The following is a 17,007-nucleotide window of genomic DNA, read 5'->3' as shown; positions in this document are numbered from 1 at the left end:
CCTACTGTTTATCTCTTAATTCAAAAGCTTTTTTTACTACTTTAATTGCCCCGTCGTATATCTCAGCCTTTTTGTTGGCCTTAATGTTCTCACACATTTCAATTATTGTCTCTCTGTTGTTGATGAACATCTTTATCATCTGTAATGTATGTGGAATGTCCTCACACTCGTAAGTTCCATCCCCAATTTCAGCAGAATGAATTGCGCCCCACTTCTCATGACCGCCAACTCTTTTAATAAAGAGCTTTGGTACTGGGTAAAATGATAACTCGCTAGGCTTTGTAACTAAAATATCGCAAGATCTCATTAGGATATTGGTACAATAAACAGCCTCGAAAATATTTTCATGATAAAAACCATGAATTCCAGTTATCTCTTCATTCTCGTCTAATGCCTTATTAGCAAATGTTGTTGTATCTTCCCAGTTATTAAAATGTTCTGTTGCATATTCCTTCATCTCTGGAATCTCTGCAATTAATTCATTCCAAACGTTTTTATAATCGCCAACATTTACATAAAGACAAGCCTTACCAGCCTTAATTGCCTTAAGTAAATACTTAATTATGCTAGCAAAAATCTCTCTTTGAGCTCCAGCACCACCAATTGTTAGTAAAAATCTAACGGGTTTCTTATTTCTTGCTCGATTAATTCTTTGCTCACAATCCTTCTCAATATTATCTACAAGCTCGTAGTCGATATAGTGGCCTGTATAGCATATATCCTTGCTTGTCATAGTGTTAAGTATCTTCTTGCCATTCATGCCATTAAGGTTTCTATAACCTAGTAGGCTTGAATGGGTCTGCACTGTATGTAGGCTGCCTTCAGCTAGGTGAAGGGCCATTGGCCAATTATCTGGAATGGCATTAACTACATACTTCATACCAGCATGAACTGCTGCCTGTGCTGGCCAAACATGAGTACCTACAAGTGGAATGTCCTTTGGTACATTTTTAAAGACGCTAGTCATAAGCTCAGCATTCTTTTGATCTGAACTGTTATAGCTTATCTTTCTAAAGCCTTCATAGTTCATTGGCTCCCACACCACTCTGTTAAAGAGCTTTGACTTCTGTGAGATTCTTGAACCTAGTGAATATAGCTCATTTTGTGCATTAATAACCTTACCGCCTGTAGTTTGTGTATAGGAATTTAAGTCCATCCAGTATGGTGTGTAGCCAAGCGCGTTAGCTGCTGAAGCTATTGCCATGGAAATTCTATAATGTCCAAAGCCCATACGAATATTGCCCACTATAATTCCTTTTTCCTTATCAAAACCAGAATCTAATCCTGCATTAATTGGATTAAGCCCGTTAGTGCTAGGAGTATTATCTTCTCGTCTAATAATAATGTTCTTTACTCCAAGGCTATCGCCGATATACTTGTTATCCTCAATAGCTAGCTTATAATCTACGTTAGAGTCATCACCAAATTTCTTAACGTACTTCCTCTTTGAGCGGTTAGCAGACTTTATAGTCTTCTTGCTCATCTTATTGCCAAATATAATTTCTGATTTACCCATATTTAATCCCTCTTACTTTATTTCGATTCCTACCATTACTATGCTAATCATCTCTTCTAGTGATTCCTGATAGCTAAGCTCTGTATTGCCTTCGTTTCTAATTTTTAAAACTCCTTCAAAACCAGCTTCAACCATGATTTTAAATAATTCCTTATTAATAGGTCTAAGCTTACCTTGCTTAACACCTTCATCAATTAGCTTAAAAGTAGGTTCCCAATCATTGTCAATTCTTAATTTGAACTGCTCATAAATCTTTGGATAGGCTGCAACTGCTTCTGAAACCTTCATCCAATCTAAATTAGTAAATCTGTCTGGAATACAAATAACTGTTCTCTTGAGCTTTTCAACAATATCAAGGTCAGGGTCGTTAATGATTCTTGCCTCTTCCTTCTTTACTAAGTCAAAACAATAGTTAATTGCATCAATAACTAATTCACTCTTATCATCCACGATCTTATAAATAGTCTTCTTACTCATATGAAGTCTCTTAGCGAGCTCGTCCATAGTAAACTTCATACCCTTATTGTTGAATTCCTCAATAGTGGCATCGATAATAGCAATCTTTGTTTTCTTCATTTCGTTAATGTCCATTTTTTCCTCTTCCTTTCCTTTATCAATTTTGCGTTTCTATCCCAGTGCCCTTATTTTATTTATATTCTATTAGGAAACCTCACTTAGTTTTTTAGTTTCCCTGTAAATAAAGAATATCATACATGTTTTATTAATGCAACACATCCTATTATATTTTATCGAAAAATCGTAATAATCATTGTTAAATTTTATGCAAACTGCACAAAAAATCGAGGGCATTTTACTGCCCTCGATTAAAAATCCTCTATATTTGTATAAGTTAATGAGAAACTTTAATCATTTCTTAGATACTGAATCATACCAGGACCTAGTTTCTCAGTTGGTCTTGCTATAAAGCCGTGTCTTTCGTAAAATTTTTCTCTTCCTTTAGCGCACATTAGGCATAGCATCATCTGGCTACCCTCAAGCTTAATTGAATCCACATACTCAATCATGGTATTAAGAAGGTAACTGCCTAAATGCTGGCCTTGATACTCTGGCACAATAATCAAGTCCTGAATATAGCTAATTACTGCCATATCAGAAACTATTCTTCCCATGCCTATTGCCCTTTCATCGTCAAATACTGTAAATACCTTTTGACAATTATTAATAGCAAGTTTAGCTTGCTCTCTAGTTAACTGCACCCAACCTACCTGCTCTCTTAAAGCAAGGTATGTGTCTACATCCCTAAAATCTTCAACTATTCTTATCATTTACATTTACTCCATATCAAAAAATCCTACCGCTAAAGTATACTTCTTTTAAGCACTAATGTCTAGACAAATATAGACTATGAGCGTATTCTAGACATAAAGGTTAAACCTAAAATTTAAAAAAAGAGGAAAAAATATGATTACAGTTGATATTAACAACAATGGTGATTTTACTTCCATTCAGGAAGCCATTAACTCCCTTAAGGACACTTCAAAGAGCGTTACAATTTTTATTAAAAATGGAGTCTACAAGGAAAGAGTAGAAATTTTAAAGGACAATGTTAGCTTAATTGGTGAGTCAAGAGACGGCGTTATCATTACTGAGAGCTACTATGCTAACGAGATTTTAGAGGACGGCATTAAGCGCGGCACTTTTAGATCTTACACTTTCATGGTAAATGCTAACAATTTCCACGCTACTAATATTACATTTAAAAACGAGGCTGGCTTTGGAAAAATGGTTGGCCAGGCCGTAGCAGTTTACGCTGAAGGGGATAAAATTACATTTAAGAACTGTGCCATGTATGGTCATCAGGATACTTTATTTACAGGTCCACTTCCAAAGGCAGAAAGAGAAGTAGGCGGCTTTACAGGCCCTACAATGGACGCCGAGAGAAGAATTGTTCATCAGTTATATGAGGATTGCTATATTGAAGGTGAAGTTGACTTTATCTTTGGTAGTGCTGTTTGCTATTTTAACCGCTGTACCCTCTACGCTCTTGATAGAAATGAGAAGATTAATAGCTACTACACAGCCCCTTCAACTTACGAAGAATCTAAATATGGCTATGTCTTTAACAAATGTATCTTAACAGGTAACTGTCCTAAGCATACTGTTTCTTTATCAAGACCTTGGAGAATTTATGCTAAGGCTGTATTTATTGATTGTGAATATTCAGATCAGGTTATTGAGGAAGGTTTCTGTGACTGGAACAAGCCAGAATCTCATGAAACTGTAAATTACTTTGAATATAATGGACATGGTCCTGGATTTACACCATCAAAAAGAGCTGCCTTTTCAAAGCAGCTCAATAATCTTGAAGTTCAAGCCTACACTAAAGAAAAAGTTCTTGGCCCAGACTTTAATTAATTTTTATATAGGTTTTATTTAAGTGTTATGGAACCTAAGCTTTCTCCATCCTTTGTTGCTGTAAGGGTTGAGGAAGCTACGCTTCCTTCTAATTCACTTGGAATCTGGAATAATGCAACTGCTGTATAGCTCTCTCCTGCATTGATTGTCACATTTGACAAGGTTAGGAGAGAGTTTTTTAGTAGTGTGGCATAGTTTGTATAGCTTGTGCCTGACACCTTTAATTTCATTAATACGCCAGCATTTGTTGTATTAGCTGTAATTGCAGCTGAAGAATTATTTACAACCGTAAACTCCACACCTACAACTACTCTATCTGACTCAGCAGGAACATAGATGGAATCCGGATTTAAAGGATAACTAGATCCTACTGTATATTTACTATAAGTTATGCTACATGAAGTTAAGCCAAGAGCAGTTGGCAAAGTATCTGAAAGACTTGCTGCTGCCGTAGTTGTAGTAGTTGTGCTTGATGAACCTGAACTTGAGCCTGAACTTAGAGTTGTTGACTCTGTTTCAGTCGTAGTTTTAGAACTAGATGTCTCAGTCTCTGACTCTGTTGACTTATGATAACCGTAAAGGGCATCGTATAACTTAGTGTATTTCCATTCATTTTCATAGGAATATCTAAGCATAACTCCAGCCGCATACTGGCTTATAATATCTTCTTGTTCATCTGTTATTGTTACATCTCCACTACAGCCTTGAATCTGTAAAAAGGCTAATACAGTTATTAGACTTACTAGAATCTTTTTCTTCATGTGGCCCCTCCTTAAGGACTGCTACTTTGCGTCACAATCCAAATCAAACCAGAACTCTACTCCATTAGAAACATTCCTAGCTCCATATCCTTTGCCCATAGATGTCATAATAGCCTTTACAATTGAAAGGCCAATTCCGTTACCGCCATACTCTCTAGTTCTTGCCTTATCTACCTTATAGAACTTTTCCCAAATTCTATCAATATCTTCGGCAGGTATTGGATTTCCTGTGTTAAATACGGATACTCTTACATTTTTATCATCAGGTCTTTCTAGTTTGACCCTAATTTCTTTTTCGTTAGCGCAGTGATTAATCGCATTAGTAATATAGTTTGTCACTACCTCTTCGATTTTGTACTCATCACCCCATACGTCTATATTTATATCGGATGATTCGTAAATAATCTTTATATCATTTTGCTTTGCTCTTAAAGAATTTGCATTAACTACTGACTGTAAAAGATCATTTATATTAAATCTTTCCATCACTAACTCATCATCGCCAAATTCTAGCTGATTAAGGGTTAATAATCTCTTAACCATAACGCTCATCTTATTGGCCTCATCAGTAATTACATCAAGATAAAAATCTCTACTTTCCTTATCGTCTGCAATTCCATCCTTTAAGCCTTCTGCATAACCTTGAATTAAAGCGATTGGTGTTTTTAACTCATGAGATACATTTGATAGGAAATCTGTTCGCATTTTTTCAATCTGCTCCTTCTTATCAATATCTCTTTTAAGTTCTAGGTTAGCTGACTTAAGCCTTGAGATGTTATCCTCTAATTTAGCAGACATGTTATTCATACTTTGTCCTAAAAGTCCAACCTCGCCCTTATCTTTTCCTGTATATCGCACATCAAAATCAAGCTCTGCCATACGCTCAGAAATATGTGCTAACTGCTTAATTGGCTTTGAAATATAAGCTGAGAAAATAAACACAGCAATTACACCTATAACTAAAACAGTTAATCCTACGTAGCGAATTAATGTATTGGAAATTTCAATATTATCTTTAATACTCTGGATTGGCAATCTAACAATTATAGAGTCTCCATTATCAAGAGTTCCCCATAATTCAAGATAGTAATCAGCCATGACAGAATCGTAAATTTTCTGTATTGTATAGTTACTGTTTTCCTGCAAAACCTCGCTTGTCTCGCTATCAAACTTATCATAGTTTAGCTTATAGCCGCCCTCGCCTGAAGATTGAACATCCTTTGCAGGAGGCTCATTTTTATTGCTTGCATCAGAATTATTCTTATTTCCCTGATCTGAACTTCCTGCATCTCCTGCTTCAGAACTTGAACCAGATTTATTCTCTGTATTGTCTTCTGACTGGCTCTCAGCCTCCGTTGCATTCTCACTAGAAGAATCTGTTGCATTTTCCAAACCACCAGTAAGAATACTTAGCATAAGTCTTTGAAGAAGTCTGTCATCTCCTGAAGAATTACTTACATAAACTGTAGACCAGCTGCTATCAACCACAAGAGCTGTCATGGCATTTCCTGAAACATATCCATCAAGCTCTGCCATCATAGTTGACTTAGATATATCTCCATCATCGTACTGAAGCATTATCTCGTTTATCTTGTCATAAGTCTCACTCATGGTCTCCTGCTTGCCACTTATATAGAATTTTTCTGCAAATGCAACATTTATTACAAGCAACAAAACAATCAAGCTTGCAACGATCGCAACTAATAACAGGGTTATTTTAAATCTAATTGAATGTATACCCATTTCTTCTCCTGCCTCTATTTAATATACCGTACTCCGATTGAGTTAAAAATCGAATTTGTAGCCCATGCCCCAAATTGTCTTAATATAATCTCCTTTTTCACCCATCTTCTTACGGAGCTTTTTAACATGGGTATCAATTGTTCTTGCATCACCAAAATAGTCGTAATTCCAAACATTATTAAGAATCTTCTCTCTTGATAATGCAATTCCTTTATTCTCAACAAAGTAAGTTAAAAGCTCAAACTCCTTAAAGCTTAAGTCAATTTCCTCACCATCTATCTTTACAATATGTGCTGCCTTATCAATGACAATTCCGCCAATCTCAACGCTTTCGCTATTATCCACGCCATAAGTTCTTCTAATTATGGCATCTACTCTAGCTGTAAGGATCTTTGGTGAAAATGGCTTACTGATATATTCGTCAGCGCCTACCTGAAAGCCCTGTAACTCATCCTTTTCTTCGCCCTTTGCTGTAAGCATAATAATTGGCACCTTAGAATCTTTTCTAATTGTTTTGCAAACTTCCCAACCATCCATCTTTGGCATCATAACATCAAGAATAATAAGGGAAATGTCTTTATTCTCATAAAAAACATCAATGGCCTCTTCTCCATCTGCTGCCTCTAAGACTTCGTAGCCTGCCTTAGTTAGGAAATCGCTAACTAACTTTCTCATTCTGCTCTCATCATCTACCATTAAGATTCTAACCTTATCCATTAATAAGTCCTCCTAAGTTTATCAATTGTAATCTTCTTAATTAATTATTCTCTACTCTGGTTTTGTAGTTTCGGGCTTGCTTTCATTTTCATTACTAGTATCTAATTCTTCATTAGAGCTTTCGCTCTCGCCCTTAACCTCGTCTTCATCAGAATAAACGCCCGCCTTAATGGATGCACTTTCTAACTCGTATTGAAGCTTATTTAGGTCAGATTCCTTCTGCTTTAAATAAGCTTCCTTAGATTCTAATTCCTGCGCCCAACTTGCATATTTATCTTGAATACTAATTTCGTAATTCACAATATTAGTATTGGTTCCAGTATTTACAATGACAAACATAGCTATTATAACTGCAGCAAAAAAGCCTATAACAATTAAGCTTTTTATATATTTATTGCGGTACTTTGCAACTAAAATGGTAAGCTCATGAATTTCTGACTTGTGCATTACCTTCTCTCTTCGCCTGTCTATCTCAGCCTGAGTATCACTCTTAATAGGAATTGGCCTAATTCTGTCGTTAGGAATACTTGGACTTTGATACAGGAACTGCTGCAAATTCTTTAGGTAGCTAATACCTAAAGAGGTTGTAAATAGCTGTCTGTCAATTATTTTATTGTAAAGAATAAACACCTGCTTTGGATCTTTTGAGTCCGTCTTTGACGACAAATACTTTATAGCTGCCATCTCGTCTTTAGCTGCCTCAGCCTCCTGACTTGTCCTAAAATTATAACCGCCAACTACAAAGGCTTTCTCCTTCTTTTCCTTGGCTTTATTATAATTGTCACTGGCCTTTTTTCTGGCTTTTCTTAACTCTTCATCCTCAGCGCTAATCTCTTTTCCTTCAGCCATATTCTGCCCCTCATACTATAAAATTAAATATTTTCACGTTAAAATCTAATTTTATTTTATCATTATGAGTCTGAAATGGCAATTAATTTAACAAGACTATCAATTGTATTCTAGTATAAACTTGTGTATTTCATGTGTCGTTTCAAAAATTTTTTACACACTAGTCAAATAACTGTAAACGCAATAATATACATTTCCATTATAAATAACCTGTGCCCAACCATAACTTGTTGTAGCCACTACCACCACATTAGTTCCATTAGCTATAGTTGTAGCCACATTATCTGTATCCTGTTCAGGGCTAGTTCTAAGATTTAACTCTACCTTAGGAGTATATGTGGCTGCTTCGCATAAAGAAAATGTAAACAAAGTACCCGAGCTTGTTGTATAAGAAACTGGCAAACTATATTCTACCGAATCTACTGTAACAGTTACTAGTCCAGAAGAAGAAGCAGCTGTAGTTGAGCTTGATGACTGAGTTGTCTCACTAGTAGAACTAGAATCACTAGATTGTGTAGTAGTTGAAGCTTTAGTCGTTTCAGTGTTTGAAGAAATTGTTGAACCTGATCTTGATAAATAATAACAAACGTCTAAATCTACATTTCCTGATATACCACTTACACTACCTGAATTAGTATATTGCCAGAAGCTATATGCACCAGAGTAGGAAGGGTTTGTAGTATCAGGATATACCGAAGGTAAATACTGAGCCACCCAAATCTTATAGCTTGCTGAAATAGTAGATTTATTTAAATAATTATTTAAGCTAGAAGTATTACTATAAAAAATCGCTGTATAGCCTGAACTAGAAATCTTATTTAAAAAAGCCATGGCATTAGCTGTTCTTTGGCTTGTAGAAAGTCCATAAATTCGATTAGAACTATTTGCAAATCCTTCATAGTCAAAAGCTATACCTAGATTAATTGAAACGCCATATTCACTTAATTTAGCAAGTACCCAATTAGCCTCTTCTATAGCTTCTGCCTCAGTAGTAGCTGTTGAATAAAAATACACGCCTACCTTAAGTCCATTAGCTAGAGCCTGCTTAATATTATATTCTGCATAAGGATCCTCACAAACTACACCAGAAACTAAAGTTCTATAACCGATTCTTATAAAAGCAAAATCAATGCCAGAACTTGCCACACTTGACCAGTCAATATTGCCCTGATATTTCGATACATCAATACCTAATGCATATTCTGAAGAAGAAGCTGTAGTTTGACTAACTGTTGTTGCAGTTGCAGTACCTGTATCTGAATCTGACTGATACACAGGATCTTCGCTAGTATCATTAGCAATTTCCTCTAACTCTTCACTAGTATATTTAGCATTATTAGAAACAATAGTTGAACTGTCTACTGTAGAAGGCTCTGTTGACTCATCAGTAGCTTCTTCGCTGCTTTCTTCGCTTGATTCTAAACTATCTGTTGAATCCGCATTTTCACTAGTCTCTTCCTGCACCTTACTTGTATTATTTGTAAAATTATTTATTGCTATAACAGTTCCTGTAGTAATTCCAGCTATAGCTACTACAGAAGAAACTGCACCAATAACAACATTTCTTAAACCAAATCTTAATATGAGTTTAGCAATTTGTCCTTTAATAAAATCCATAATATCTCTATCTCCTTTTTTTGCATAAAAAAATAAGTGCTAATTTACTAGCACTTATCTTTACCATAACTCTTATGGAACTGAGGGGAGTCGAACCCCTGTCCGAAAACCCATTCACTGTTCTTCTACTATCATAGTTAACTATAGTTTAATTCCCTCACAGTAAGGCAAGTTAACGCGCCCTAATGCTTGGTAGCTTCATAATACGCCCACTAGCCTCAAAGCTTTGGCTAGGTCGTTTCCTACTAATTCGAAGCCTGGGTCCTTGCGCGTAGGTTCGCTAGGTCAGACTGCTGCCATTAGGCAGCGATTGCTAAATTTTCTTCAGCGTTTATATTTAATTTGGAATTTAACGCATCACCCTGCGGATAGCTTCACCAGCTTCAAAATCCCCGTCGAAACCTTTACAGCCCCAGATTTTACACTAGTAAATTATTAAAAGCCTTATCCCATTCCTAATAATGGCAAAAGCCAAAACTAGCATAAAAAATATTAACATTCCTAGACAGTTCTGTCAAGGAATTCACTATTGTTTCATAGCATTAAAGTATATTTTCTTAATACATTTTCCTAAAACCAAGTAATAAATCTAATACTAAAATCTTAAATTTCTAGACTTTAATTCCTTCTGAGCCTGTCTCTCCTGATCTCGCTTTGCAATAGACTCACGTTTATCATAGTTTTTCTTACCCCTTGCAAGACCAATTTCAATCTTTACCTTACCCTGTTTAAAGTAAACCTGTAAAGGTACTAAAGTATAGCCCTTTGTAGCAATCTGACCTGAAAGCTTACTAATTTCATTCTTATGAAGTAAGAGCTTCTTAGGTCTTAAAGGGTCTTTATTAAAAATGTTACCTTTCTCGTAAGGTGTAATATTCATATTAATGGCAAATACCTCGCCATTCTGAATCTGGATATAGGACTCCTTAATGGAACACTTGCCCTGTCTTAATGACTTAACCTCTGTTCCATGAAGTACTAAACCTGCCTCTATCTTCTCTTCAATAAAGTAGTCATAGTAAGCTTTTTTATTATTAGCTACAAGTCTATTACTGCTTTCACTAGACTTTCCCATATAATACTCCTATCTTTTTATTTCATCCTCGTAGCAATCCTCAAGGAATTTAAAATCGATATTCTTTAATAATTTATCAGTAGCAATTACAACTACTGAAACTTTCTGTCCTAATTTATAAGTCTTATTAGTAGTCTGTTCTACCATTTCATAATGATTCTCATCATAAATGTAATAGCCATTCATGTTATTTAAAGAAACCATACCCTCGATAGTATTAGGTAATTCAACGTAAATACCCCAAGATGTAACACCAGATATGACACCTTCATATACTTCTCCAATATGGTCTTGCATATATTCGCACATCTTAATCTTATCAGTATCACGCTCAGCCTCATCTGCTCTTCTTTCTGTATTAGAAGTCTGAACAGCCACTTCTCCTAAAATTCTATCGTAATGGTCTATTCTTTTCTTGTCCAAACCACCATGGAGATTCTCCTTAATGATTCTATGAATCTGTAAATCAGGATATCTTCTAATTGGTGATGTAAAATGACAATAATACTTAGCTGCCAAACCAAAGTGTCCAATACACTCAGTTGTATATCTAGCCTTCTTCATAGAACGAAGTGTAAGTCGAGAAATAAGAGTCTCCTCTTCACTGCCTTCTATCTTAGCTAGTAGCTTCTGAATTTCCTTAGGATGCATCTCTTCTGAAACTCTTAGAGAATGTCCAAAGTTGTTAATAAAAGTAGATAACTTCATTATACGCTCAGGATCTGGATTCTCATGAGTTCTATAAAGGAATGGTAACTCCTGCCAGAAGAAATCCTCAGCCACAGTTTCATTAGCAATAAGCATGAAATCTTCAATAATCTTATTAGCTGTAGTTCTCTCGTAAGGACTAACCTTAATTGGATGTCCCTTCTCATCAAGTTCAATCTTTGATTCAGGGAAATCAAAATCAATAGAACCTCTGCTAAATCTCTTCTTACGAAGTAAACTAGCACACTCCTCCATAAGGAAGAACATATCCACTAAATCAGCATACTTCTTAGTTTCCTCTTCATCCTTATCTAAAATGATCTTCTTAACGGAAGTATAACTCATTCTTCTGTCAACATTAATAAGTGTTTCGCAAATGCGATGTCCCACTACATTACCCTTAGAATCAATGTCCATAAGACAAGAAAGAGCAAGTCTATCTTCTCCCTGATTTAAAGAACAAATACCATTAGATAATTTATGTGGAATCATAGGAATAACTCTATCTACTAGATAAACGGAAGTTCCTCTTTTAAGAGCTTCCTTATCAAGAGCAGAGCCTTCTTTTACATAATGACTTACATCTGCAATATGAACGCCAAGCTTATAAATATCGCCTTCCTTAGATAAAGTAATAGCATCATCTAAGTCCTTAGCGTCCTCACCATCTATAGTTACAGTAGTTAGATTTCTTAAATCTACTCTACCAGCCTTGTCTTTCTCATCTACAAAATCAGGAATATTCTTTAATTCCTTCTTAACCTCCTCAGGGAATTCCATTGGAAGGTCGTATCCACGAATAACTGACATAATATCTGTTCCTGGATCATTAATATGACCAATAACTTCAACTATGCGTCCCTCAGGACTTTTACCTGGCTTACCATAATTAAGAATCTTAGCAACAACCTTGCTACCTTCTACGGCGCCATTACTATATTCCTTTGATATAAAAAGGTCTACTGAAATCTTATTATTATCAGGTACTACAAAGCCGAAATTCTTGCTCTTCTGATATGTACCTACAATCTGTGTGATTCCGTGCTCAACAATACCTACAATCTTACCTTCAGCATGTCTGTCGCCCTTCTTCTCACTTGTAATAACAAGCTTAACCTTGTCCATATGGAAGGCATTAAGTGTATCTGAAGATTTTATGAAAATGTCGTCCTCTCTGCCCTCTATAGTTACAAAGCCGAAACCTCTATTGGTCATTGTAAATGTACCTATCAACGCTACATTCTCTGCCTTAATATACTTGCCCTTCTTAGTAACTCCAATTCTGCCCTGGCTTACTAAGGAATCTAGTACCTCCTGTAAAAGATATCTCTCTTCCTTAGGAACATTAAGTAAAATAGCTATTTCTTTAGTTTTCATTGGAACATAGAATTCATTACGAACAATTAAGTCCTCAAGCATGTCTTCACGTTCTTTAAAAATTTCGTCTTTCATATATACCTCTAAATTCGATTAGTAGATAAAAAGCACTCTTAAGATTAACTTAAGAGTGCTAAATAATCTAAAAATTAATGTTTAATACTACTGCAATAAGAATAAATACAATAACAAGGATTCTTGTGATTAAAACAAGCTTGCCTTCCATTGAACGAGCCTTATTCTTACCCCAATATGTATCGGCCACACCGCTGATTGTACCTGACAAACCGCTGTGCTTGCTTTCCTGCATAAGTACTAAAATTGTAAGTGCAATTCCTACTAAAATAAAGATACCCATCAAGAAAATTCTAATTGTATCAGCCCATGACATACCAAACATCTATAACACCTCCTAGCTGATTAAGTCAGCAACGAGTTTATTCTATCATAATAAAAGTTGCTGCGCAATATAAATTCTAATAAAAACTTAATAATATTATAGTTAGTCTCTAATCAAAAGAGGTCATGCTTTGTCTAGGCATAATACATTTTTGACTCGAGGATATTCTTATGTTTTGCCTTAAGAAAATCTTAGCTTATAAATCTAGTACAATTACTTTCTTACAAGAAGAGAATGTCCTGTCATCTCAGCTGGCTGTTCCATACCCATAATCTCAATAAGAGTTGGGATAATATCTGAAAGCTTGCCATCTTCAGCTAAAGTATAATTCTCATCATAGTTAACTAAGATAAATGGAACTGGGTTTGTTGTATGAGCTGTAAATACTTCACCCTTTTCATCAATAAGCTTTTCAGCATTACCGTGATCAGCGCAAATAAATGCAACGCCATCAACTTCCTTAATAGCATCAATAACCTGTCCAACGCAGTTATCTACTGTCTCAATAGCCTTAACTACAGCGTCCATAACACCTGTATGACCAACCATATCAGGGTTAGCAAAGTTAGCAATGATTACATCATACTTATCTGACTTAATAGCACCAACTAACTTCTCGCAAACTTCTGGAGCGCTCATTTCTGGCTGTAAATCATATGTAGCAACCTTAGGTGACTTAACAAGGATTCTGTCTTCACCTTCGTTTGGCTCTTCAATACCGCCGTTAAAGAAGAATGTTACGTGAGCATACTTCTCTGTCTCAGCGATTCTTGCCTGTGTCTTACCATTCTTAGCAAGGAATTCACCAAATGTGTTAGTATATGATTCCTTCTTAAATGCAACTTCCTTGTTAGGAATTGTTACATCATAATCTGTGAAGCAAACGTACTTAACGTTCTTTCTTGCTCCTCTTTCAAATCCTGTGAAATCATCATCACAGAAACATCTTGTAATTTCTCTAGCTCTATCAGGTCTGAAGTTGAAGCAGATTACTGAATCGCCATCCTTAATTGTAGCAACTGGCTTTCCATCTTCGCCAACAATAACTGTAGGCTCAACGAATTCGTCAGTCTTGCCATCTGCATAAGACTTAGCAATAGCTTCGTTAACGTCTGTAGCCTTAATACCTTCACCGTTAACTAATGCCTTATAAGCGCTTTCAACTCTATCCCATCTGTTATCTCTATCCATTACATAGTAACGACCGTTTAATGTAGCAAACTTACCAACGCCAAGTTCTTCCATCTTATCGCAAACAGCCTTGATGTAACCCTTACCACCATCTGTAGGTGTATCACGTCCATCCATGAAACCATGTACATAAACATTTGTTAAACCATTCTTCTTTGCAAGTTCAAGTAATGCAAAGAGATGTGTGATGTGGCTATGAACACCACCGTCTGATAAAAGTCCGTATAAGTGAAGATCTGAGTTATTCTCCTTACAATTCTTTACAGCATCGAGCAATGCTTCATTTTCAAAGAAATCACCATCTTCAATAGACTTTGTAATTCTTGTTAATTCCTGGTAAACAACTCTACCAGCACCCATATTAAGATGACCAACTTCTGAGTTACCCATCTGTCCATCAGGAAGACCTACTGCAAGACCTGAAGCATAACCCTTAACGAATGGGTAATTCTTCATTAAACCGTCCATAACTGGAGTGTTTGCTGCTGCAATACCGTTTCCTTCTTTAATATCGCTTAAACCATAGCCATCTAAAATCATTAATAAAACTGGCTTTTTACTCATATCATTTGCCTCCAAATTTCTTAAATTCGTATACTTTAGGATAATACCACATTTGTCCATAAATTTAAATAGAAATTGTGTTTTTTGATAAATAATTAACTAATATAAAATTTATATTAATCAAATAGCTTATTCATCGTATTCTCCGTACTCGCAACCTACATTATATGCATCAATATCATCTATGAGTTTTAACTTGCCACCAAGCTTCTTATAGAGCTTAATTCTGCCAATTCCAGTTCCACCATTTAATAACTTGTTATGTCGTTTCATGCCATCAGGTGACTCATAATTAATATAAATCATGTCCTTTTTAAGGCACTTAACCTTTGTAATCATAACAGAATCAAGGTTTTCCTGGGCAACATACCAATAAGCTGCCTCATCTGTCTCATAGAATCTAAATCTTGTATGAACCTTATCCCAAAACTTTGAGAAATTATATTCATACTCTTCTCCTCTGTAATAAAAGGCTCCAAGGAGCTTTCTCTTAAGTGAAACCATATATATCTTAGGGCAGCCTCCCCCAATGTCAAAGGCACTACCCTTTAATTTCTTTCCTGTTAATCTACTCTTTAAATTGTTAGAGGACAACCAAAGCCAAGGGCTTGTAAAATCGCGTCCCCAATTCTTATCTGCGTAGCCGTAACATTTGTTAGGAATAACCTTATAAGTCACTCCATTAAGCACTACCTCTCCGTCAAATAAAGTTCTCATGCCTTCTACATGCCAATACATCTCAAAGGCCTCTAGGTCTCTAAAGAGCTTACTAGCTCCGTAACCCACATTAAATGGCAAATTCTTAGACACCTTAAGATTCCAATACATAGAACCGGCATCTGTCATATATTCTGGATGATCCTTAGCTGTCTGCTCATCGATGCTTATCATACCTGTGATGCTATTTTCCGAAGCAAAACAATCCTTACAGTTAATTGAATATGGCACAGATCTTGAAACAGCAATTTCTCCCCAGCCATAAAATTTATTAAGCTCAAGGCTATCCTCGCCCCAGCATCCAGCCTTAACCATAAGGTATGAAGGCTTAATTCCCTTGTTCTTGTTAGCCTCTAATTGGCCAAGTACTGCTTCCTTGCGGCCATGTCCTGGATTACAAAGATAATATTCTATAAAAAATGTCTTCTTTTCTCCAGTCTTCTCATTGATTCCGGTGAAATTATGCCACCACCAATCATATCCATTGAAAGCAAAACCACTAAACAGCATACACTTATTTCTTGAAACATCTGATTTTGCAAACATATCTATCTTCCTCCCTATACTAATCTGCCTTATTATTATACTAAATATAAGAAAAAAAGTGTAGTCGATATTACACATTAAGCTAATACCAACTACACTTAGATTTTAGTAATTTACAATATTGGCAAATTCTGGCTTAAGACTTGCTCCACCAACTAAACCGCCATCAATGTTCTCCTGAGCAAAAATTTCAGCTGCATTAGAACCATTAACACTACCACCATAAAGGATTCTAATCTTTGAAGCTGTATCAGCATCATAAATTTCTTCTAAATCCTTTCTGATAGAAGCACAAACTTCTTCAGCCTGCTCTGTTGTAGCAACCTTACCTGTTCCAATAGCCCAGATTGGTTCGTAAGCTACGATTGTGTTAAGTGCATCTGCTGCAGATACTCCTTCATAAGCTGCCTTAATCTGGCCCTTAACGAATGTAAGTGTAACTCCTTCTTCTCTCTGCTCAAGTGTTTCACCACAGCAAATGATAGGAATTAACTTATGTTCAATTGCCTTCTTAACCTTCTTATTAAGGAATTCATCGTCTTCCTTGAAGTACTGTCTTCTTTCTGAATGTCCAATAATTACATGTGATACACCTGCATCAACTAACATATTTGGACTAATTTCTCCAGTATATGCACCCTTTTCTTCAATGTACATATTCTCAGCACCTACACAAATGTTAGTACCCTTAGCTGCTTCTACAACTGGTACAATATCGATTGCTGGTACACAAAATACAACATCCACTGCTGTATTAGCTACATTAGCCTTTAAATCATTAACTAACTTTACTGCCTCAGATGGTGTCATATTCATCTTCCAGTTTCCCGCAATAACCTTACGTCTCATA

15 protein-coding genes and 1 other RNA gene are annotated in these 17,007 nt (G+C 35.9%); 1 reads left to right on the top strand and 15 read right to left on the bottom strand.

What is annotated here, in order from left to right; translation table 11 throughout:
• Nucleotide 1 precedes the first annotated feature (1 nt).
• The 3 genes from QVA17_RS04140 to QVA17_RS04130 form a co-directional block, all read right to left on the bottom strand.
• Nucleotides 2-1,516 carry a DUF6937 domain-containing protein gene (locus QVA17_RS04140; protein WP_287386653.1) on the bottom strand — a complete coding sequence of 505 codons (1,515 nt, stop codon included), beginning with the start codon at nt 1,514-1,516 and terminating at the stop codon, nt 2-4.
• 12 nt (nt 1,517-1,528) lie between these two features.
• Nucleotides 1,529-2,107 carry a TetR/AcrR family transcriptional regulator gene (locus tag QVA17_RS04135; RefSeq protein WP_287386652.1) on the bottom strand — a complete coding sequence of 193 codons (579 nt, stop codon included), beginning with the start codon at nt 2,105-2,107 and terminating at the stop codon, nt 1,529-1,531.
• 272 nt (nt 2,108-2,379) lie between these two features.
• Nucleotides 2,380-2,802, bottom strand: coding sequence for a GNAT family N-acetyltransferase (locus tag QVA17_RS04130; RefSeq protein WP_287386651.1), 423 nt, complete (start codon nt 2,800-2,802; stop codon nt 2,380-2,382).
• 136 nt (nt 2,803-2,938) lie between these two features.
• Between QVA17_RS04130 and QVA17_RS04125 the strand changes: the two genes are divergently transcribed.
• On the top strand, nt 2,939-3,892 hold the full coding sequence (locus QVA17_RS04125) for a pectinesterase family protein (RefSeq protein WP_287386649.1): 954 nt from the start codon (nt 2,939-2,941) through the stop codon (nt 3,890-3,892).
• A gap of 14 nt (nt 3,893-3,906) precedes the next feature.
• On the opposite strand, the gene QVA17_RS04120 is transcribed toward QVA17_RS04125, so the two are convergent.
• The 12 genes from QVA17_RS04120 to tpiA all read right to left on the bottom strand — a co-directional run bounded on the left by QVA17_RS04120 (nt 3,907) and on the right by tpiA (nt 17,006).
• The gene (locus QVA17_RS04120; protein ID WP_287386647.1) at nt 3,907-4,653 is read right to left on the bottom strand and encodes a hypothetical protein; all 747 of its coding nucleotides are present in this window, start codon (nt 4,651-4,653) and stop codon (nt 3,907-3,909) included.
• A 21-nt stretch (nt 4,654-4,674) separates the two neighbouring features.
• Nucleotides 4,675-6,396, bottom strand: coding sequence for a sensor histidine kinase (locus tag QVA17_RS04115; protein WP_287386645.1), 1,722 nt, complete (start codon nt 6,394-6,396; stop codon nt 4,675-4,677).
• Between the two features lie 42 nt (nt 6,397-6,438).
• Nucleotides 6,439-7,113 (bottom strand): response regulator transcription factor, encoded by a 675-nt coding sequence (locus QVA17_RS04110; protein WP_287386643.1) that lies wholly within the window; start codon nt 7,111-7,113, stop codon nt 6,439-6,441.
• 51 nt (nt 7,114-7,164) lie between these two features.
• Nucleotides 7,165-7,962, bottom strand: a complete 798-nt coding sequence (locus tag QVA17_RS04105; RefSeq protein WP_287386641.1) for a hypothetical protein — start codon at nt 7,960-7,962, stop codon at nt 7,165-7,167.
• A gap of 153 nt (nt 7,963-8,115) precedes the next feature.
• Nucleotides 8,116-9,579 (bottom strand): GH25 family lysozyme, encoded by a 1,464-nt coding sequence (locus QVA17_RS04100; protein ID WP_287386639.1) that lies wholly within the window; start codon nt 9,577-9,579, stop codon nt 8,116-8,118.
• Between the two features lie 72 nt (nt 9,580-9,651).
• Nucleotides 9,652-9,993: a transfer-messenger RNA gene (gene ssrA, locus QVA17_RS04095) on the bottom strand.
• A gap of 181 nt (nt 9,994-10,174) precedes the next feature.
• On the bottom strand, nt 10,175-10,654 hold the full coding sequence (gene smpB / locus QVA17_RS04090; protein WP_027430610.1) for an SsrA-binding protein SmpB: 480 nt from the start codon (nt 10,652-10,654) through the stop codon (nt 10,175-10,177).
• Nucleotides 10,655-10,663: 9 nt separating this feature from the next.
• Nucleotides 10,664-12,814, bottom strand: coding sequence for a ribonuclease R (rnr, locus tag QVA17_RS04085; RefSeq protein ID WP_287386637.1), 2,151 nt, complete (start codon nt 12,812-12,814; stop codon nt 10,664-10,666).
• Between the two features lie 67 nt (nt 12,815-12,881).
• On the bottom strand, nt 12,882-13,139 hold the full coding sequence (gene secG / locus QVA17_RS04080; RefSeq protein ID WP_027430608.1) for a preprotein translocase subunit SecG: 258 nt from the start codon (nt 13,137-13,139) through the stop codon (nt 12,882-12,884).
• A 213-nt stretch (nt 13,140-13,352) separates the two neighbouring features.
• Complete coding sequence (gene gpmI / locus QVA17_RS04075; protein ID WP_287386635.1) at nt 13,353-14,894, bottom strand: 2,3-bisphosphoglycerate-independent phosphoglycerate mutase; 1,542 nt, start codon at nt 14,892-14,894, stop codon at nt 13,353-13,355.
• Between the two features lie 129 nt (nt 14,895-15,023).
• A complete protein-coding gene (locus QVA17_RS04070) occupies nt 15,024-16,157 on the bottom strand; it encodes a tocopherol cyclase family protein (protein ID WP_287386634.1) in 1,134 nt (377 codons plus the stop codon).
• Between the two features lie 105 nt (nt 16,158-16,262).
• Entirely contained in the window at nt 16,263-17,006 is a 744-nt protein-coding gene (gene tpiA / locus QVA17_RS04065) for a triose-phosphate isomerase (protein WP_287386632.1), read from the bottom strand.
• Between the last annotated feature and the right edge of the window lies 1 nt (nt 17,007).

Source organism: Lachnospira sp., from assembly GCF_016290755.1.
Lineage (GTDB): Bacteria > Bacillota > Clostridia > Lachnospirales > Lachnospiraceae > Lachnospira > Lachnospira multipara.
Note: the sequence above shows the minus strand (reverse complement) of the source record. Positions and strands in the feature narration are given on the sequence as shown.